We start from the raw sequence: 19,247 nt of genomic DNA on the forward strand, positions 1-19,247 counted from the left end.
CGCAGGGTGACCTGGGCGACCTGGTCGGGCTGGGGCCTGGACGGCTTCACCAACCAGATGTTCCCGCTGGCGCTCGGCGGCATCATCGCCACGCTCGGCCTGACCACCGCTCAGGGCGGCCTGGCCACCTCCAGCGCGCTCATCGCCTCGGCGGTGGGCGGCGTGGTCGGCGGACGCCTGGCCGACCGGTTCGGCCGGGTCCAGGTGCTCGTGCTGGTGATCAGCGCCTACGCCCTGTTCACCGGACTGACCGCGACCGCGCAGAACTTCGAGCAACTGCTGATCTGGCGCACGCTCGAAGGGTTCTTCTTCGGTGCCGAGTGGCCGGTGGGCGCGGCGCTGATGGCCGAGTACGCCGCGCCGGAGCGCCGGGGCCGGGCGTTGGCCTGGATCCAGTCGGCGTGGGCGGTCGGCTGGGGCGCGGCCAACCTCGCCTACGTGCTCAGCCACGCGTGGCTGCCCGAAACCGTCGCCTGGCGGGTGATGTTCGCCGTCGGCATCCTGCCCGCGGTGGTGGCCCTGCTGATCCGCCGGAACTTGCGCGACGTGCCGACCGTCCGGGTGCGGCGCGAACCGCGGCAGAAGGGTGCGTTCGCCGAGCTGTTCGCCCCGGGACTGCGCAGGTACACCGTGCTGGGCACCCTCTTCGGCGCCACCGGTCTGGCCAGCACCTACGCCCTGCAGACCTGGATCCCGCTCTACCTGAAGGAAGAACGCGGTCTGAGCGTGAGCGGCACCGCGCTCTACATCTGGTTCATGATCGTCGGCAACTGGCTCGGCTACGTGCTCGGCGGGCACGTGCACGACCGGATCGGACGACGCTGGGCGTTCACGCTCTTCTACTCGGGTACAGCGGTTTTCGGCTTCCTGTTCATGGCCGTTCCGGTCCAGGCGCTCTGGTACGACCTGCTGCTCGCGGCTGTGGTCGGGTTCTTCGTCTCGGCTCAAGCATCGGGCAAGGGAGCCTTGTTCACCGAATTGTTCCCGGCGCGGGTGCGCGGGACCGGGGCGGGCATCACCTACAACGTCGGCCGCGGTGTCGCGGCGTTCAGCCCGGCCCTGATCGGCTGGGCATCGGACGGCATCGGGCTGGGCAGCGCCATCGTCGCGGTCCTGCTGGTCTGCACGGTGCTGACGGTCCTGTTCATCTGGCTGCTCCCGGAGACCAAGGGCCGGGTGCTCGACTAGGGGCTTCGCCGGAGCAGGAGGGAGATCGCCGGGCACCACCTGTCCGGTGCGAACTCGACACACGGAGGATTGAGAGCTCGATGGAGAGATTCCTTCCCGCGGCCAAGCGCAGGTCGCTCCCGGTCGCGGTGCTGGGTGCCCTCACCGCCGCCACCCTTCTGTCCACAGCGGCCTCGGCAGCCGAATCGTCCACCACCGCGGCTGATCCGGCCGCGACAGCGGAGCAAGCGCCGCGGACCGCGGTCGATCCGGCCTCGGCGGCGAAGCGAGTGGCGGCGCCGATCGTCACGGGTCCGGTGCCGGTGGCGATGCCTCCCGGCACCGACCTCGCGCACGACTACCCGCAGTTGGCCGCGGAACCGGGATTCGACCTGTCCGGGCGCGGCTACGTCGAGGAGGAGCACTTCTTCGAGGGGGAGGCGACGCGCTACGACACACCGCCGATGGCCGACGGCGTCGCGGTGTCCACCGGCAACCCGTACAAGACCCGGATGATCGTCCGGCGCCCGGACGACCCCGCGAAGTTCAACGGCACCGTGATCGTCGAGTGGGTCAACGTGACCTCGGGCTACAACCTCGACGTGCACTGGCAGGAATCCCGCGACTACCTGACCCGCGAGGGCTATGCCTACGTGGGCGTGTCGGCGCAACGCGTCGGCGTCCAGCAGGAGCCCTACGGCCTGACCGCGTGGAGCCCGACCCGCTACGGCACGCTCGACGTCACCGCGGGTGGCACGATCACCGACGACTCCTTGTCCTACGACATCTTCTCGCAGGCCGGACAGGCCGTTCGGACCAACCCCGCCGTGCTCGGCGGGCTGCGGCCGGGCACCGTGCTGGCCGTCGGGCAGTCGCAGTCGGCGTCGCGGCTGGCGCTGTACTACAACTCGATCCACCCGCTGGCCCAGGTCTACGACGGCTTCATGCTCTTCGTGGGCAGCGGCGGGCCGTTCCGGACCGACATTCCCGCGAAGCTGCTGCGCATCAGCACCGAGACCGAGGTCTTCTTGAACCGGGTGCCGCAGCAGGCGGATTCCGGGGTCTTGCGCTCCTGGGAGATCGCGGGTGATTCGCACGTCGACTACTGGTTCATGATGAACCGCATGCAGGGCGTCGCGCGCGACGGCCTGAAGCCGTTCTCGTTCACCTGCGACCGGCCGCCGCTGAGCCACGTCGACACCAAGAACGTGCTCAACGCCGGATACCACCACCTCGTCAACTGGGTCCGCCACGACAAGCAGCCGCCCATCGCGCAGCCGATCCGGACGACGCCCGCGCCGGACGGGGTGGCGATCCCGCGCGACGAGAACGGGCTCCCGTTCGGCGGCATCCGGTTGGCCGAGGTCGACGCGCCGACCGCGACCAACACCGGCGAGAACTCGGGGCAGGAACTCTGCCGTCTCTACGGATCGCACCAGCCTTTCACCGCTGAGAAGCTCGCTTCGCTGTACCCGACGCACGACGCCTACGTGCGGGCGGTGCGCGATGTGACGAACAGGAACCTCCGCGAGGGCTTCATCCTCGAGCACGACGCCGCCGAAACCGTCCGCGAAGCGCAAGCATCGCGCGTCGGCACGCCCAACCCGCTCCCGATCCCATGACCACAACCGCAAGGTGATCGAGAGGGCGCCGCAGGCTCCGCCGAGGCGGTGCCTGCGGCCTGGCAGCGAGATCTCGGCCTGGATCGAGGGCGTCAGGCGAGTTCGACGACCTCGCCTGACGCCCCGGCCGCGTCCAGCCTGCCGGAGCGTTCCTCCGCGAGCTGCACTTCACTGTCCACATCGGATTGTCCGGTGATGTCGCGGTTCTGGAAAGCTCCACTCGAGTCGGCTGTTCAGCATTGACTGCCTCTGTTTGGTGTGACTAAATATCGCTACCCGAACGGAAGGGCAGAAGCCGTGGTCGACAGCGCTCGTCCGGCCGAGCCGGCCGCCGATGGTCCGAGCCGGTTGGTGGGGGCGGAGATCAAGCGGATCCGCGCCGAACGCGGCCTGACGCTGCGGGATCTGGCGGAACGCTGCGGCTTGTCTCCGGGCTTCCTCTCGCTGGCCGAGCGGGGCATCAACTCGATCTCGCTGACCTCGTTGTTCGCGCTGGCCACCGCGCTGGACGTGGACGCGGTCGAGCTGCTGGGCACGGCCGGTCGCCGGAGCCGGCGCGAGTACTCGGTCACCCGGCACGACGACCCGGACGCCACGCGGGTGGTGATGGGCGAGCGGGAGCACCGCGTGCTGACCGCGGACCTGCCCGACCAGCACCTCGAAGCGCTGGTCACCAAGGTGCACCCGACCACCGAGCCATCACCGGTCACCCAGCACGACGGCGAGGAGTTCTGCTACGTGCTGCGCGGTGAGCTGACGTTCCTGCTGGCGGACGAGGCCGCGGTGCTCGCCGCGGGCGACTCGGTCCACTTCAAGTCCAGGATTCCGCACGCCATCCACAACCGCGGCACCGACATCGCCGAGGTCCTCTGGACGGTCGACCGCCCGATGCTGCGGCGACCCGACGGCACGACGCGCTGACCGCGCTTCGCCTCACCCCTTCCGCCGGTGCACGCCATCCATCGAAAGGCGGCCATGAGCGAGCAGACGAAGGTTTCCCCGAACGACCGAGGCTTCTTCGGCCACCCCCGCGGTCTGGCCACGCTGTTCTTCCTGGAGATGTGGGAGCGGTTCTCCTACTACGGGATGTCCGCGATCCTGCTCTACTACCTGTACGACCGGACCTCCGACGGCGGGCTCGGGATGGACAAGCCGACCTCGTCGGCGCTGGTGTCGATCTACGGTGCCCTGGTGTTCATGTCCGGCATCGTCGGCGGCTGGCTGGCCGACCGGGTGCTGGGCATGCGCCGCGCGGTCCTGCTCGGCGGCCTGCTGATCATGTGCGGTCACCTGGTGCTGACGGTGCCCGGCGGGTTGCCCGCGCTGCTCGTGTCGATGTTTCTGATCGTGGTCGGCACCGGGCTGCTGAAGCCGAACGTGTCCAGTCTGGTGGGGGAGCTGTACTCGCCGACCGACAACCGCCGCGACGCCGGGTTCTCCCTCTTCTACATGGGCATCAACCTGGGTGCTTTCCTCGCACCGTACCTGGTGGGCACGCTCGGGCAGCAGATCGGCTACCACCTCGGCTTCGGTCTTGCGGCCGTGGGCATGGCCGTCGGACTGGTCGCCTACGTCCGGGGGCGGGGGAGGCTGGGCCAGGCCGGGGACGTGCCGACGAACCCGCTGCGCGCCGGTGAGCGGCGCCAGGTGGGGATGCGCGCAGCTGCGGGAGCCGCGGTGTCAGCGGTGGCGATCGTGGCTCTCGGAGCCACCGGGTCCCTGACCGTCCAGGCGCTGATCAACGCCGTGTCGGTGCTCGCAGTGCTGCTGCCTGCCGCGTATTTGATCATGATGCTGCGCAGTCCGCACACCGACGCGGTGGAGCGGTCCCGGTTGATCGCCTACATCCCGCTGTTCCTCGGCGCGGTGTGCTACTGGGTCGTCAACGAGCAGTCCGGCTCGGTGCTGGCGCAGTTCGCCGACACGCGAACCGACCTGGAGATCTTCGGGTTCGCGGTGCCGTCGTCGTGGTTCCAGTCGCTGAACCCGATCGCCACCCTGGTCCTGGCACCGACCTTCGCCTGGCTGTGGATCAGGCTGGGTGACCGGCAACCCGCGACGCCGCGCAAGTTCGCCATCGGCCTGCTGCTCGGCGGGGCATCGTTCGTGCTGATGGCCGGGCCCGGCCTGCTGCACGGCGTGGATGCGCCGGCCAGCCCGTGGTGGCTCGTCGGGAGCTACTTCGTGGTGATCTGCGGGTCGATGTGCCTGTCGCCGGTGGGGTTGTCGGCCACCACCAAGCTCGCCCCGCGGGCCTTCCTGGCGCAGATGATGAGCCTGTGGTTCCTGGCCTCCGCCGCGGCCGAAGGCATCAACGCGCAGCTCGTGCAGTTCTACCGCGCGGAGACCGAAGTCGGCTACTTCGCCGGGGTCGGCGCGGCGGTGATGGCGGCCGGAGTCGTCATGCACCTGATGACACCGTGGGTGCAGCGGCGCATGGGTGGTGTGCGGTGAGCGGAAATCGGTCGAACCAGGAGGAGCGGAAGATGAGAGTGGCGGTCATCGGGAGCGGCATCGTCGGTGCGGCAGCCGGTTACGAGTTGGCGCGGGCCGGGGCGGACGTGGTCCTGGTGGACTCGCTGACCCCGGGCCGTGCGACCTCGGCCGGTGCGGGGATCATCTGCCCCTGGTCGTCTCAAGTGGACGATCCGGACTGGTACCGGTTCGCGGTCGCCGGGGCGGAGCACTACCGGGGACTGCTGGCGGCGTTGGCAGCTGACGGGGAGGTCGAGCTCGGCTACCGCCGGGTCGGGTCGCTGCGACTGGTCACCGACGACGAATCCGAGGAGGCCTTTCGGCGCGTGGCCGGGCGCGCCGCGGAGTCCCCGATGGCCGGCGAGGTGGAGCTGATCAGCGCACGCCGGGCCCGCGAGCTCTTCCCTCCACTCGAGCACGACGGCGCGGCGATCCACATCCCCGGAGCAGCGCGACTGGACGGGCGGTTGGTCCGCGATGCGATGCGCCGCGCCGCGGTTCGGCGCGGCGCCCGGATCGTCAACGGCACGGCCGCGATCGTCGCCGACAGCGCGGTCCGCGGCGTGCGGGTCGACGACGTGCTCATCGAGGCGGATGCCGTGATCGCGGCGGCCGGTGCCTGGTCGCCGCAGCTGCTGGAACCGATCGGCGTCCAGGTGCGGGTCGTGCCGCAGCGCGGGCAGATCACGCACCTGCGGCTGCCGGGAGTGGAAACCGCGAACTGGCCGGTCGTGCTGCCGCGGTCGCGGCACTACCTGCTGGCCTTCGACGACTCGCGGGTCGTGGTCGGCGCGACCCGCGAGGACGACGCCGGTTTCGACCACCGGGTGACCGCCGCCGGGATGGCGGAAGTGCTCGGTGAAGCGCTGTCGGTGGCTCCCGGACTGGCCGGTGCCACGCACGTGGAGACGCGCATCGGGTTCCGCCCGATGGGACCCGACATCCGACCCTTGCTCGGTGCGATTCCGCAGGTCGCCGGGCTGGTCGTGGCCAACGGGCTGGGAGCGTCCGGGCTGACGATGGGCCCGTACGCGGGTTCGGTCGCGGCGCGGTTGGCCCGCCAGGTCGATCCGGGGATCGACCTGGCGCCCTACGACCCGCTGCGCTGAGGGTTCGGCCCGCGGTTTCACCCCGCTGCTGGCGATGTCGCTGATCCTGTGGTGTCGTGGGTGTTTTGGGGCGCTATAACACCCCGAAACACTCACGGCTCAGCGCGCAACCTTGCCGTGATCGCCTGCGGTGATCGGCCGGATCAGCGGCGCGGGGCGGCCTCGGAAGGCCAAACAAGCCGCACGTTGCGGATCCGGGAGAACAGGGCGTGCGCTCCGTCGGCCGAAGCGCACCTCGCCCGGAGCGTGCCGTCGGGATCGAAGACCGACGCGCGCTGTTCGAACTCCAAGCCCCAGGCGTAGATCCCGCAGTCCACGCGGTCCCCGTGCTCCTCCACCAACGCGAACACCCTCGGCGGCGAGCTGTCGGCTTCCTCCTGCACCAACGCGGCGAACTCCGGCTCCGGCAACGAGCAGCTGCTCAACGCCTATGGCGTCAACGACCCGACCGTTCGTGACGAGCTCGTAAACCTCGCGGAAGCGTCGCGCGACCAAGGCTGGTGGACCCGTTTCAACAACGAGTTGCCCGACGATGTCCGGCAACTGCTCAGCATCGAGGGCGGGCTGGTCGCGCTGCGCGACTTCCAGACCCAGCTCGTGCACGGACTCCTGCAAACCGCCGACTACGCCCGCGCCGTCATGCATGCCGTCTATCCAGGTACGTTCGCCCCGGATGACGTGGAACGACGAGTTGCTGCCCGGATGGTTCGACAGCTGATCCTCGCCAAGGACGATCCGCCCCAGCTGCACTTCATCCTCGATCAGACGATCCTGGAACGGGTAGTCGGCCGGGCCTCGGTCATGCGAGACCAGTTGCGCAAGCTTCTCGACGTGGCTGAATCCCCGAATGTCACGATCCAGATCCTTCCCGAGGAGGTGCCGGGAACCCCAGGATTGGAGGGTCCGTTCGCTCTCTTGACCCTTCCGGATCCGATTCCGGACATCGGCTACACGGAAGGTCCGGCGGGTAGCCTCTACATCGAAGATCGCGAACAGGTTCGAAGCCGCACGCTGCGTTTCGGGATCCTCACCGAGCTGGCTCTCTCCCGTGCGGATTCCCTCGACGCGATCAGCAAGGCGGTGAAGAATCACCGGTGAACGACGGAGGTCATCGATGGCAGAGGTGAACCGCTCAGCCGAGTTTCAGTGGCGCAAGAGCAGCTTCTCCGGTGGTGGCAGCAACGGTGGGGGCCAGTGCGTCGAGGCCGCTGCGTTGCCGGATGGTCGTGTCGCGATCCGCAACAGCAACACGCCTGAGGACGGCGTCGTTCTGTTCACCCGTGCCGAGAGCTCGGCTTGGCTCCAGGGCGTCAAGGCGGGGGAGTTCGACGACCTCGGCTGACGCCAGTCGATCGGTCCTGAAACCGGCGATGCCCGCCTGCTCGTGCAGGCGGGCATCCGCGCGCTCGGGGTCAGGCGCCGAGGGTTTTCTTCAGCGCGGTCAGGCCGTCGGTGTAGATGCCGTGGAACAGGGCGATCGCTTCCTCGTCGGTCGCTCCGTCCGGGGTGAAGGTACCGGACCACTCCACTCGGCTCCGCTCGTCGGACACCGCGTGCACGGTGATCGTGGAGCGGTAGCCGGTGACGGGGAACGGGGCCTGCACGATGGAGTAGGTGTACGTGCGGGCGTCGTTGTCGAAGGCTTCGAGCCGTTCGACGATCACGCCGCCGTCCTCGTTGGTGAGGGTGCGGACGCGCCCGCCCTCGCTCGGCTCGCTCACCGGGACGTAGGGCAGCCAGTCGGGCAGCGCGTCGAAGCCTCCGATGAGCTGCCAGATGCGGTCGGCGGGGACGGGGATGTCGGTGGTCGCGGTGGTGGTTGCCATGGTGATCTCCTGATCAGGTTCAGGCGTGGGGGACGGGCGCGTGCTGCGCGATGAGGCCTTCGGCGCGCAGGGCTGTCCAGAACTCGGCGGGCACGGTCTCGGCGTGCGCGGCGACGTCCTCGGCGATGCGGCTCGGGCGGGTGGCGCCGGGGATGGTCGCGGCGACGGCGGGGTGGGCGAGGGAGAACTGCAGCGCCGCCGCCTTGATGCTCACGCCGTGCTGCTCGGCCAACGCCTTGATGCGCTCGACCTTGGCGATGATCGCGGCGGGGGCCTTCTGGTACTCGAAGTGCTGGCCGCCCGCGAGGATGCCGGAGCTGTACGGACCGCCGGCGACGATGTCGACGTTCTGGGCCTCGGCGGCGGGCAGCAGGCGCTGCAGGGCGCGCTCGTGGTCGAGCAGCGTGTAGCGGCCTGCGAGGAGGAAACCGTCGGGCTTCGGCTCGTCGAGGTCGAGCGTCATCTCCAGCGGCTCGACCTTGTTCACGCCCAGGCCCCAGCCCTTGATGACGCCTTCGTCGCGCAGCTTCTGCAGGACGCGGAACGCGCCGGTGCGGGCGGACTCGTAGGCGGCCACCCACTCGTCGCCGTAGAAGTCCTGCGCGACGTCGTGCACCCACACGAAGTCGAGGTGGTCGGTGCGCAGCCGCTTGAGGCTGTCCTCGATGGAGCGCATCGTGGCGTCGGCCGAGTAGTCGTTGGCGATCTTGTTGGGACGCCCGTGCTCGAAGATGCCGCCCTTCTCGCCCAGGTCGCGGGCGGCGGGGTCCTCGATCTCGTCGAGGATGATGCGGCCGACCTTCGTGCTCAGGACGTAGTCGTCGCGGGGGTGGTCGGCCAGCACCTCGCCCAGCCGGATCTCGGCCAGGCCCGCACCGTAGAACGGGGCGGTGTCGAAGTAGCGGATGCCGTTGTTCCAGGCGGCCTCCACGGTGGCCGCCGCCTCCTCGTCGGGGATGGCGCGGAACATGTTGCCCAGCGGTGCGGTGCCGAAGCCCAGCTCACCGGGCAGGTAGGACTTGATGGCCATGCTGTGGATCCCTCGAATTCCTTGCTGTGGCGGGAAATCGCGTCCTGTCGGTGCGCGGTCCGCCGGTTGACAAGTTCCAGGCTAGGAACGAAACTTGAGACTGTCCAAGACTTGCTTGGACGTAGTTGAGTCTTCAGAGGTCTTAAGATGTTGGACTTGCGGCAACTCCGCTACTTCGTCGCCGTAACCGTTGCTGCTGGCCGTGCCCGCGAAGCATCCGCTCGCCGACCAGGCGGAAATCGCGCCCGGTGACCTCGACGGCCTGCCGTGGATCGCGATCGAGAACGCCCAGGACCCCGCCTGGCGGGACACCTTCGTCGCGTCCTGCGCCGCAGTGGGTTTCACGCCGGACATCCGCCTCGACGCCGCGGAACCGCTGACCGCGCTCGGGCTGGTGGCCTCCGGGCTCGGGCTCGCGCTGGTGCCGAAGAGCATGGCGAGTGCGACCGCGGAGGACATCGAGGTGCGCGAACTCCCATGGCACGACGGTTGTGTCCAGCTGTGGGCCGCCTGGCACCACATCGACCTGCGCCCGGTGGTGACTTCGTTCCGCGCCACTGTTCTCGGCACGCGCAGCGCCGAATAGCCATTGTGGACGGTTCAAGGCGTCCTGGTCGATGGCGCTCCCGGCAGCGGGGCGGCCGGACGAGGTGGTCCAGTGCGGTGAGTTCGGAAGGCATTGTGATCGTTGACCTTTCGATCACAAGGCGACCACCCGCCGCTGTGAAACCAAACTCAGCCGCCACCCCACTCCGCTATCACCACCGAATCACCCTGCCCTGACCTGAAAGGAAGTCGCACGGGTGGAGAACCTCTGCCCGTGCGACCTCTGCGGTGAGCGTCAGTTCAGGGTGTCGGGGTCCGGGCCGGTGCGCAGGCCCCGGTCGAGACCGGCGATGGCGGTCATCTCGTCCTCGGACAGGGTGAAGTCGAAGACGTCGATGTTCTGCTGGATGCGGGCCGGGGTGACCGACTTCGGGATCACGATGTTCCCGAGCTGCAGGTGCCAGCGGATGACGACCTGGGCGGGCGACTTGCCGTACCGCTCCGCGATGTCGGTCAGCGTGCTCTCCTGCAGCATCGCGCCCTGGGCCAGCGGGCTCCAGGCCTCGGTGGCGATCCCGTGCTCGGCGTGCACGGCGCGCAGCTCGCGCTGCTGGAGGCCGGGGTGCAGCTCGACCTGGTTGACCACCGGGACCAGCGAGCTGTTGTCGATCAGCCGGCGCAGGTGCGCGGGTTGGAAGTTCGACACACCGGCGGCGCGGACGCGGCCGTCGGCGACCAGCTTCTCGATGGCCTTCCAGGTGTCCAGGTACAGGTCGCGCGCCGGGGTCGGCCAGTGGATGAGGTACATGTCCACGTGGTCCAGCCCGAGCTTGTCCAGGCTGCCGTCGAAGGCCGCGAGGGTCGAGTCGTAGCCCTGGTCGGCGTTCCACAGCTTCGTGGTGATGAACAGCTCGTCGCGGGCGATCCCGGACTCGGCGATGGCGCGGCCGACGCCGGCCTCGTTGCCGTAGATCGCCGCGGTGTCGATGGACCGGTAACCGGCCTGCAGGGCGGTGGTGACGGCGGCGGTGGTCTCGGCGTCCGGGACCTGGAAGACGCCGAAGCCGAGCTGCGGGATCTCGACGCCGTTGTTGAGGGTGACGTTGGGAACCATGATCTCTTGGAACTCCTGTTGATTCGGTGCGGATCGGGTCAGTGGTGGGCGGCAACCGGCTCAGCGTGCTCGGACGCCGGGACGGCGGTGGTGGCCCGGGTGCGGCGGTCGAGGAAGGCCGCGAGGAACGACAGCAGCAGCGCGGTGCCCGCGAGGATGGCCCCGACCCAGTTGGGCGAGGTGTAGCCGAACCCGGCGGCGATCACGACGCCGCCGAGCCAGGCGGCCAGCGCGTTGCCGAGGTTGAAGGCACCGATGTTGGCCGCCGAGGCCAGGGTCGGTGCGGCGGAGGCCTGGTCGAGGATCCACTTCTGCAGCGGCGGCACGGTCGCGAAGCCCAGGGCGCCGATGGCGGGCAGGGTGATCGCGGCCAGGAGCTGGCTGTGCGCGGTGACCGTGAACAGCAGCAGGGTGCCGGACAGGGCCGCGAGCGCGACGAACAGCATGGGCATCAGGGCCTTGTCGGCGAACTTGCCGCCGAGCAGGTTGCCCAGGAACATCCCGATGCCGAACAGCACGAGCAGCCAGGTCACGCCGCCCTCGGAGTAGCCGGCGACATCGGTCATCATCGGTGCGATGTAGGTGATCGCGGCGAACACGCCGCCGTAGCCCAGGACGGTCATCGCCATGGCGAGCCAGACCTGCACGTTGCGGAACGCGGCGAACTCGGTGCGGATGTTGGCGGCCTCGGGCTTGCCCTGCTCCGGGATGAGCGCGGCGACGCCCAGGAATCCGACCACGCCGAGCAGTGCGACGATGCCGAAGGTGACTCGCCAGCCGAAGGCCTGTCCGACGTAGGTGCCGCCGGGCACGCCGATGATGTTGGCGATGGTCAGCCCCATGAACATCAGCGAGATGGCCGAGGCCTTCTTCGCGGGCGCGACCAGGCTGGCGGCGACCACGGAACCGATGCCGAAGAACGCGCCGTGCGCGAACGAGGCGACGATGCGGCCGATGAGCATGACACCGAAGGTGGGGGCGGCGGCCGAGAGCGCGTTGCCCACGATGAAGACGCCCATCAGGAACAGCAGCATCTTCTTGCGGGACACCTTGGTGCCCAGGACGGTGAGGATCGGTGCGCCGACGAGGACGCCGAGCGCGTAGCCGGACACCAGCCAGCCCGCGGCGGGGATGCTGACGCCGAACTCACCCGCGACCTGCGGGAGCACCCCCATGATCACGAACTCGGTGGTGCCGATCCCGAAGGCCCCGATGGCGAGAGCCAGGAGCGCGAGAGGCATGTCGAGGCCTTTCCGGTAGGACTGCGTATGTGCCTTACAGGCGTCGACAATAGTTGCGCACGCTTGATATTTCAAAGTGGGTGTAGTGTGATGTGCGAGATAGTTGCATGCGCCTCATAGGCGTGCAAGCTTGTAATGTCCGTGTGGTAGGCCCACCGACAGGAGGTCCTCGTGGGACTCGCCGACGATGCGGTCGAGGTGCGCGCTCATGGCTGGCGCACGCTCGCCGCGCTGCACGGGGCGCTCGACGCGGCTCTGGAGAAAGCGCTTCAAGCCGGGCACGGCCTCTCGGTCGTGGAGTACGCGGTGCTCGACGCGCTCAGTCGCCAGGACGGCTGGCACATGCGCATGCAGCAGCTCGCCCGCGCCACGGCGCTCAGCGGCAGTGCGACGACGCGGCTGGTCAGCCGACTGGAAGACCGCGAGCTGCTGACCCGCATCCTCTGCAAGGACGACCGCCGGGGGATCTACACCGAGCTCACCGACGCGGGCCGGGCCCTGCTGGAGCGAGCCCGCCCGGCCCACGACGCCGCGCTGGAGGCGGCGCTCGCCGAAGCGTCCCGAACTCCCGAGCTCGCCCCGCTGGTCGATGCCCTCCACGGTCTGGCTCGGCCTGCGCAGGCATCCGGGTGCTGACTGCGTTCCGCGGAGTGTTCCGGCCGGTCTTCGGCGGTTCAGCCCGGTGCGGACGGTTGTCGCTGTTCGTCCAGCAGCTCCAGGAAGGCCCGGGCGGCGGGTGAGATCCCGGACGCGAGCGAAACCGCCTGGACCGTGCGGGATGCGAACCCCGACGTCGTGGCGCTATCCACAGTGGACATCCGGGCTGCGACCGCGGCGAAGACCACACCCAGGCCGAGTCCGCGCGCGACGAGCTGCTCCAGCATCGCCGTGGTGTCGGCCTCGAAGGCGACGGTCCGGGTGACTCCGGCCGCGGCGAACGCGGCGTCGTTGTGGCCCCGGATGCCCGAGCGCGGCGGCATGTCGACCATGTCCTCCTCGGCCAGCTGAGCGGGCGTGACCTCCGCGGAGCCGGCCAGCCGGTGGCCGCGCGGGACGATGGCGACGAGCTCGTCCTGGTTGAGCACGCGCCCGGCGAATCCACGGGGCAGCTCGCCCGGCCCGATGTCGACGAAGGCGATGTCGCTGGTGCGTTCGCGGACCTGCTGCAGCTGGTCCCGGACCAGGGAGGAGCGCAAGGTCACCCGGACGGCCGGGTGCCGCTCCCGGTAGGTGGCGAGCAGGCCGGGCAGGTCCACGGCGGTGAGCGGCGCGATGCTGCCGATGACCAGGCTGCCCCGGATCTCGCTGCTGCGGGCCACCGCCTCGCTGCGGGCGCGCTCGGCGGCGGCCAGCGCTTCCCTCGCCGGTCCGAGGAACCCCTCGCCGGCCGGAGTGATCTGGACGCGGCGGCTGGTGCGCTCGAACAGCCGGACTCCCAGCTCCTTCTCCAGCCGGGCGATCTGCTCGCTGAGCGCGGACTGGACGACGAAGCAGCGCTGGGCGGCCCGGGTGAAGCTGCCGGTCTCGGCGACCGCGACGGCGTAGGTGAGCTGGCGGAGTTCCACCGATCCATCGTGATGACCGATCGGTTCTATGGCAACAACCTGTTGGACCGATGGATGCGCACGGGGAGAGCATCGGCGGCAGGCCGGATCCGCCACCCATCCGCACTCCCGGAAGGAAGAACCGTGGCTCCCTCCGCTGCTCAGCAGCCGCCGCTCCAGAACGTCGCACCGGCGATCCGCCCGCGCACCGGCCCGGGGCGGGGGACGGTCCTGCTCCTGTCCGCAGCCGTCGGGCTGTGCGTGGCGAGCAACTACTACGCCCAGCCGCTGCTGGGCACCGTCGCCGGTGATCTGGGCATGTCCGCCACCGCGGCATCGCTGATCGTCACCGTCTCCCAGATCGGCTACGCGCTGGGGCTGGTGTTCCTGCTGCCGCTGGGCGATCTGCTGGAACGCCGCCGCCTGGTGTGCGGGCTGACCCTGGCGACGTCGGGTTCGCTGGCGCTGACCGCGATCGCCCCGAACGGTGCCCTGCTGCTGGCCGGTGCCGCGCTGACCGGCCTGCTGTCGGTCACGGCGCAGATCCTCGTGCCCTTCGCCGCGGACCTCGCCGCGCCGCACCAGCGCGGCCGGATCGTCGGAACGGTGATGACGGGTCTGGTGCTGGGCATGCTGCTCGCCCGCGCCGCGTCCGGGGCGCTGGCCACCACCGGGGGCTGGCGGACGGTCTACGGGGTCGCCGCGCTGGCCATGCTCGTCCTGACCGCGGTCCTGCACCGCGCGCTCCCGCAGCTCCGGGGAACTGCGGCTCTGCGCTATCCGGGACTGGTGCGCTCCACCGCCAGGCTGCTGGTCGAGGAGCCGGTCCTGCGGGTGCGCGCGGCGATCGGGATGCTGGCCTTCGCCTGCTTCAGCGTGCTGTGGACGTCGCTCGCGTTCCTGCTGTCCGGGCCGGACCATGGCTGGTCGGAGGCCGAGATCGGGTTGATCGGCCTGTTCGGCGCCGCGGGTGCGGTCGCCGCTCAGCTGGCCGGGCGGCTGGCGGACCGCGGGCTGACGACGCACACCACGATCGCCAGCGCGGTCGCGCTGCTCGCGTCCTGGGGGCTGCTGTTGCCGGGCGCGCACAGCCTCGTGCTGCTGATCGCCGGGATCGTGCTGCTGGACCTGGCGCACCAGGGCGTGCACATCACCAACCAGTCGCTGATCTACGCGCTGCGCCCGGATGCGCGCGGGCGCATCACCTCCGCGTACATGACCTGCTACTTCGCCGGTGGTGCGATCGGTTCCGCCCTGGCCGCGGTGGTGCACGCCCGAGCCGGGTGGACGGGGGTGTGCGCACTCGGCGCGGTGCTGGCGGTCGCGTTGTGCCTGGTCTGGGTGGCGAGCATCGCGCGCGTGCCGCGGACCGGGTCCCGGGAGCTGTGGTCGGTGGCGGGCGCGGTGTTCCTGGGCGCGAGCGTGCTGGCGCTCATCGCCGCGGTGCTGCGCCTCGCCCTCTGACGAGTGCGGCGTCCCCGGCCCGGCCGGGGACGCCGGTCAGGGCAGGATCGAGTCGACGTAGCCGCCGTCCACGCGCACCGCGCCGCCCGTGGTGGCCGAGGCGAGCGGCGAGGCGAGGTAGACGACCATGTTCGCGATCTCCTCCGGCTCGATCAGCCGCTGCAGGAGCGACTGCGGCCGGTTGGCGCGCATGAACTCGCGCTGCGCCTGGTCCCAGGGCAGGGACCGGTCGACCAGCTGGTAGACGAAGTCCTCCACGCCGCCGGTGTGGGTCGGCCCGGCGATGACCGAGTTCACCGTGACCCCGGTGCCCGCGGCGGCCTTCGCGAAACCGCGGGAGGCCGCGAGCAGCGCGGTCTTGCTCGTGCCGTAGTGGATCATCTCCTCCGGGATGACCACCGCGGAGTCGCTGGCGATGTTGAGCACGCGGCCCCAGCCGCGGTCGGTCATCGCGGGCAGCAGCAGGCGGGTCAGCCGCACCGCGGCGAGGACGTTGACCTCGAAGTAGCGCAACCAGTCGGCATCGGTGATCTCCAGCGGCGGGGTGGCGCCGAAGATCCCGAGGTTGTTGACCAGGACGTCGACTTCGCCCGCCGCCTCCACCGCGAGGCGCGCGCCGTCCTCGGTGGTCACGTCGGCCACGGCAGGGCGGACGTCGGCATCCGGGAAGTCCTGCCGGATGCGGTCGACGGAGTCGCCGACGGTGTTCTCCGAACGGCCGTTGACGACGACCGCCGCGCCCGCGCCGGCGAGTCCGCGTGCGATCGAGTAGCCGATCCCCGCCGAGGATCCGGTGACGAGAGCGGTCTTCCCGCTGAGGTCGATGTGCATGCCCAGCCCTTCCTGTCGGGAGAGTCCTTGGCCGGTGGCGTGGCGATTCTCCTCCTGGTCCGGGCCCGCCGCTGGCGATCTCAGCGCGGCGCGGAACCGGCGAAGTCGCGCAGGAGACCGCCGGTGATGTCCGGGCTCTCGAACATCGGCGTGTGGCCGACGCCGTCGAGGATCTCGATCCTGGCGCCGGGGATCCGCCGGTAGTCCTGCGCGGAGGACGGCTGCCACCGCCGGTCCTGGGCGCCGAAGATCACCAGGACCGGCAGGTCGAGTCCGGCGAGCCGGTCGGGGACGGGCCGTTCGGCCAGGAAGGCGTCCACTGCGGCGTCGGTCGCGGTGAGGCTGCGATAGGTCATGGCCCGGACGTCGGCGACGAGCTGTTCGGGGACCTGGACCTCGCGGGTGAACGCGGTGCTCAGCGCGCCGCGGAGCACGCCGTCGGTGCGCAGCCGCCAGAGCAGTTCCCCGACCACCGGCGTGGTCATGAGGTCGGCGGCGAAGCTCTCGCCGAGGAACGCCTCCGCCCGCGGCCCGGTGTCGACCAGCGCGACCGCCGCCACCAGGTCGCGGCGCTGCGCGGCCAGCGAGGTGGCGACGGCGCCGCCGGTGGAGTGGCCGACCACGGTCGCGCGGCGCACCCCGAGCCTGTCGAGCACCGCGCCCAGCCGGGCCGCCTGGTCCGCGATGCCGTAGCCGTCGCGCGGCTTGGCCGAACTGCCGTGCCCGAGCAGATCCACCCGCACCACGTGCAGGTCCCGCAACGCGGGCAGCACCGGTTCCCACCACGCCGTCGAAGCGGCCAGGCCGTGCAGGAGCACCACCGCGGGCGCATCCCGCGGGCCGTCCTGCACGACGTGGAGATCTCCGCCGGGGGTGCGCACGATGTGCTCACCGGCGGCTTCGGCCGTCTCCGAGCGCACTGACAGCGAGTTCCACGCCAGCAGGGCAGCGAGCCCGCCTGCGGTCAGCGCGGTGATCCGCCGCAGTCGGCGCCGGGGCTTGGTCGTCTCGTTCACGGTTCCTCCGTCTCGTCGGGCGCCACCACCCTCGCGGCGCTGGGTGCGGGAGGTCTTGGAGGAATGTCCGCGCCGCTGGCCTACATTCGAGGTGTGCGACCAGTTCGTGCGGGTTCCACCGCTGATTGGGAGATCGCGCGGCCACCGGGGGCGCTCGCGCTGCCCGGGGTCGACATGGCCGGGTTCGGCATCCGCGGTCCCGTCGAGGTGCGCGCCATCCCGCACCCGGCCGTCACCGTGGCCGTCGAGTTCGGTGACCGCTCGTTCGAGGTTCGCGGCGCACCCGGCCGGATGCGGTCGGAGAGCCTGGCCGCCGGGATGGGCTTCGGCGCGTTCCAGGTGCGCGCGGAAGGCATCGCGTGCGTCCAGGTCCGCCTGTCGCCGCTCGCTGCGGCTCCGATGCTCGGCGTTCCGCTCGCCGAGCTGCGCGGCGACGTCCTGAGCCTCGACGACCTGTGGGGCAGGGACGTGCGGCGCTTGCGGGAACGGCTGCACCAGGCCCGGACCTGGGCGGAGCGCTTCGCGCTCGTCGAGGCGGAGCTGTCCGGTCGCCTCCGCGCTGGACGGGCGGTCGAGCCCGAGGTGGCCTGGGTGTGGCGCCAGATCGTCGCCAGCCGCGGCCGGGCCGCGGTGGGCGAGCTCGCGGCCCGGACCGGGTGGAGCAGGCAGCGGCTGTGGTCGCGCTTCGGTGCGCAGATCGGTCTGACCCCCAAACGGGCCGCGATGCTGGTCCGCTTCGACCACGCCGTCCACCGGCTGGTGCGCGGGGACGGGCCTGCGCAGGTCGCGGCGGACACCGGCTACGCCGACCAGTCCCACCTCCACCACGACGTCCGCGCCTTCGCCGGGACGACCCCCGCCGCCGCGGCCGACGAACCGTGGCTGACCGCGGACGACGCCGCCTGGCCGGGGCGGGGCTGACCCTTGCTGCGCGCGGCGCGGGGAACATAGGGTGGATTGCGCGTAAGTGATCGATATAAGCTGAAAACAATCAGCTTGTGACAAGTGTGTGCAGTCTGGTCGGTGCGCGCGGTCGTGCGGGAAGGTGACTCATGGACGTAAGGACAGGTGTGCTCGGGTGCGGGCTCCGGGTGGGGATCGCCGATCACGCCCACCGTCCCGGCGAAGGATCGCGGATCGTCGCGGTGTCCGATCCGGACCCGGAGCGCGCCGCGGCCGCCGCGCAGCGCTACGACGGCGACGTCCGGGTGACGCACTCGTTCGACGAGCTGCTGGAGAGCGAGCTCGACGCGGTGTTCGTGGTCAGCCCCGACCACCTGCACGAGGAGCACGCGATCCGCTGCCTGGAAGCCGGCATCGCCGTCTACCTGGAGAAGCCGCTGGCGATCACCACCGAGGGCTGCGACCGCGTGCTCGCGGCGGCCGAGCGCACCGGCGGCAAGCTCTACGTCGGGCACAACATGCGGCACATGCCGGTGATCCGCACCATGCGCGACCTGATCACCTCGGGTGCGATCGGCGAGGTGAAATCGGTCTGGTGCCGCCACTTCGTCGGGCACGGAGGCGACTACTACTTCAAGGACTGGCATGCCGATCGCAGCAAGAGCACGAGCCTGCTGCTGCAGAAGGGCGCGCACGACATCGACGTCCTGCACTGGCTGGCCGGCGGCTACACCAGGCGCGTCAACGCGCTGGGCGCGCTGACCGTCTACGGCGAGATCACCGACCGCAACGAGCACGAGGTCTACAAGACGGGCCACGACTGGGCCGAGTACCAGCAGAACTGGCCGCCGCTGAGCCAGACCGGCCTCAACCCGGTGGTCGACGTCGAGGACCTGAACCTGGTCAACCTGCAGCTGGACAACGGCGTGCTGGCCAGCTACCAGCAGTGCCACTACACGCCGGACTACTGGCGCAACTACACCGTCATCGGCACCGAGGGCAGGCTGGAGAACTTCGGCGACGGCGAGGGCGCGGTGGTCAAGGTGTGGAACCGCAGGCACCGCGGCTACGCGCCGGAGGCCGACCGGGTGGTGGAGGTCGAGCGCGCCAGCGGCGGGCACGGCGGCGCCGACCCGCGCATCGTGGCCGAGTTCCTGGAGTTCGTCAGCGCCGGGGTGCCGACCGTCACCTCGCCGATCGCGGCCCGGGAAGCGGTCGCCACCGGCTGCGCGGCGACGGAATCCCTGCGCAGCGGCGGAGCACCGGTCGAGGTGACCGCACCGGAAGCCGCGCTGCTCGACTACTTCGCGAAGTCCAGCCGTTCCTGAGCAGCGCTGCGCCCGCCGGACCCGGCGGGCG

Annotated in this window: 20 protein-coding genes; 12 read left to right on the forward strand and 8 right to left on the reverse strand. The window is 70.4% G+C overall.

Annotated features, from left to right (window positions below; translation table 11 throughout):
* The first annotated feature begins 6 nt into the window (after positions 1-6).
* The 5 genes from OU416_RS00840 to OU416_RS00860 all read left to right on the forward strand — a co-directional run bounded on the left by OU416_RS00840 (position 7) and on the right by OU416_RS00860 (position 6,373).
* Positions 7-1,188, forward strand: a complete 1,182-nt coding sequence (locus tag OU416_RS00840) for an MFS transporter (protein ID WP_270924820.1) — start codon at positions 7-9, stop codon at positions 1,186-1,188.
* 80 nt (positions 1,189-1,268) lie between these two features.
* Positions 1,269-2,789 carry an alpha/beta hydrolase domain-containing protein gene (locus OU416_RS00845; protein ID WP_270924821.1) on the forward strand — a complete coding sequence of 507 codons (1,521 nt, stop codon included), beginning with the start codon at positions 1,269-1,271 and terminating at the stop codon, positions 2,787-2,789.
* A 297-nt stretch (positions 2,790-3,086) separates the two neighbouring features.
* Positions 3,087-3,710, forward strand: a complete 624-nt coding sequence (locus OU416_RS00850) for a helix-turn-helix domain-containing protein (protein ID WP_270924822.1) — start codon at positions 3,087-3,089, stop codon at positions 3,708-3,710.
* Positions 3,711-3,764: 54 nt separating this feature from the next.
* Positions 3,765-5,243, forward strand: a complete 1,479-nt coding sequence (locus tag OU416_RS00855) for a peptide MFS transporter (RefSeq protein ID WP_270924823.1) — start codon at positions 3,765-3,767, stop codon at positions 5,241-5,243.
* A gap of 32 nt (positions 5,244-5,275) precedes the next feature.
* The gene (locus OU416_RS00860) at positions 5,276-6,373 is read left to right on the forward strand and encodes an NAD(P)/FAD-dependent oxidoreductase (RefSeq protein WP_270924824.1); all 1,098 of its coding nucleotides are present in this window, start codon (positions 5,276-5,278) and stop codon (positions 6,371-6,373) included.
* A gap of 143 nt (positions 6,374-6,516) precedes the next feature.
* On the opposite strand, the gene OU416_RS00865 is transcribed toward OU416_RS00860, so the two are convergent.
* Positions 6,517-6,783, reverse strand: a complete 267-nt coding sequence (locus tag OU416_RS00865; protein ID WP_270924825.1) for a hypothetical protein — start codon at positions 6,781-6,783, stop codon at positions 6,517-6,519.
* 112 nt (positions 6,784-6,895) lie between these two features.
* Between OU416_RS00865 and OU416_RS00870 the strand changes: the two genes are divergently transcribed.
* A complete protein-coding gene (locus tag OU416_RS00870) occupies positions 6,896-7,471 on the forward strand; it encodes a DUF5753 domain-containing protein (protein ID WP_270924826.1) in 576 nt (191 codons plus the stop codon).
* 16 nt (positions 7,472-7,487) lie between these two features.
* Positions 7,488-7,715: a DUF397 domain-containing protein gene (locus OU416_RS00875; RefSeq protein WP_270924827.1), complete on the forward strand. Its 228-nt coding sequence runs from the start codon at positions 7,488-7,490 to the stop codon at positions 7,713-7,715.
* A 70-nt stretch (positions 7,716-7,785) separates the two neighbouring features.
* Here the strand turns inward: OU416_RS00875 and OU416_RS00880 are convergent, their stop codons facing one another.
* Together OU416_RS00880 and OU416_RS00885 are read right to left on the reverse strand one after the other, a co-directional pair.
* Positions 7,786-8,199: an SRPBCC family protein gene (locus OU416_RS00880; RefSeq protein ID WP_270924828.1), complete on the reverse strand. Its 414-nt coding sequence runs from the start codon at positions 8,197-8,199 to the stop codon at positions 7,786-7,788.
* A 19-nt stretch (positions 8,200-8,218) separates the two neighbouring features.
* Complete coding sequence (locus OU416_RS00885; protein WP_270924829.1) at positions 8,219-9,229, reverse strand: aldo/keto reductase; 1,011 nt, start codon at positions 9,227-9,229, stop codon at positions 8,219-8,221.
* Between the two features lie 190 nt (positions 9,230-9,419).
* Here OU416_RS00885 and OU416_RS00890 point away from each other — a divergent pair, with 190 nt between their 5' ends.
* Complete coding sequence (locus tag OU416_RS00890) at positions 9,420-9,815, forward strand: LysR family substrate-binding domain-containing protein (protein WP_333779612.1); 396 nt, start codon at positions 9,420-9,422, stop codon at positions 9,813-9,815.
* 255 nt (positions 9,816-10,070) lie between these two features.
* On the opposite strand, the gene OU416_RS00895 is transcribed toward OU416_RS00890, so the two are convergent.
* A complete protein-coding gene (locus tag OU416_RS00895) occupies positions 10,071-10,889 on the reverse strand; it encodes an aldo/keto reductase (protein WP_270924831.1) in 819 nt (272 codons plus the stop codon).
* Positions 10,890-10,927: 38 nt separating this feature from the next.
* Positions 10,928-12,130 (reverse strand): MFS transporter, encoded by a 1,203-nt coding sequence (locus OU416_RS00900; protein WP_270924832.1) that lies wholly within the window; start codon positions 12,128-12,130, stop codon positions 10,928-10,930.
* Positions 12,131-12,301: 171 nt separating this feature from the next.
* Here OU416_RS00900 and OU416_RS00905 point away from each other — a divergent pair, with 171 nt between their 5' ends.
* Positions 12,302-12,766, forward strand: coding sequence for a MarR family winged helix-turn-helix transcriptional regulator (locus OU416_RS00905; protein WP_270924833.1), 465 nt, complete (start codon positions 12,302-12,304; stop codon positions 12,764-12,766).
* A gap of 38 nt (positions 12,767-12,804) precedes the next feature.
* Here the strand turns inward: OU416_RS00905 and OU416_RS00910 are convergent, their stop codons facing one another.
* Positions 12,805-13,695, reverse strand: coding sequence for a LysR family transcriptional regulator (locus OU416_RS00910; RefSeq protein WP_270924834.1), 891 nt, complete (start codon positions 13,693-13,695; stop codon positions 12,805-12,807).
* 123 nt (positions 13,696-13,818) lie between these two features.
* Between OU416_RS00910 and OU416_RS00915 the strand changes: the two genes are divergently transcribed.
* Complete coding sequence (locus tag OU416_RS00915; RefSeq protein WP_270924835.1) at positions 13,819-15,138, forward strand: MFS transporter; 1,320 nt, start codon at positions 13,819-13,821, stop codon at positions 15,136-15,138.
* A gap of 36 nt (positions 15,139-15,174) precedes the next feature.
* On the opposite strand, the gene OU416_RS00920 is transcribed toward OU416_RS00915, so the two are convergent.
* Together OU416_RS00920 and OU416_RS00925 are read right to left on the reverse strand one after the other, a co-directional pair.
* Positions 15,175-15,969, reverse strand: coding sequence for an SDR family NAD(P)-dependent oxidoreductase (locus tag OU416_RS00920; protein WP_270924836.1), 795 nt, complete (start codon positions 15,967-15,969; stop codon positions 15,175-15,177).
* Between the two features lie 80 nt (positions 15,970-16,049).
* Entirely contained in the window at positions 16,050-16,985 is a 936-nt protein-coding gene (locus tag OU416_RS00925) for an alpha/beta fold hydrolase (protein WP_270924837.1), read from the reverse strand.
* Positions 16,986-17,078: 93 nt separating this feature from the next.
* Here OU416_RS00925 and OU416_RS00930 point away from each other — a divergent pair, with 93 nt between their 5' ends.
* Positions 17,079-17,906, forward strand: coding sequence for a helix-turn-helix domain-containing protein (locus OU416_RS00930; RefSeq protein ID WP_270924838.1), 828 nt, complete (start codon positions 17,079-17,081; stop codon positions 17,904-17,906).
* A gap of 131 nt (positions 17,907-18,037) precedes the next feature.
* Complete coding sequence (locus OU416_RS00935) at positions 18,038-19,216, forward strand: Gfo/Idh/MocA family protein (RefSeq protein WP_270924839.1); 1,179 nt, start codon at positions 18,038-18,040, stop codon at positions 19,214-19,216.
* Positions 19,217-19,247: the final 31 nt, after the last annotated feature.

Origin of the sequence: Saccharopolyspora indica (assembly GCF_027853965.1) — a bacterium.
GTDB lineage: Bacteria > Actinomycetota > Actinomycetes > Mycobacteriales > Pseudonocardiaceae > Saccharopolyspora > Saccharopolyspora indica.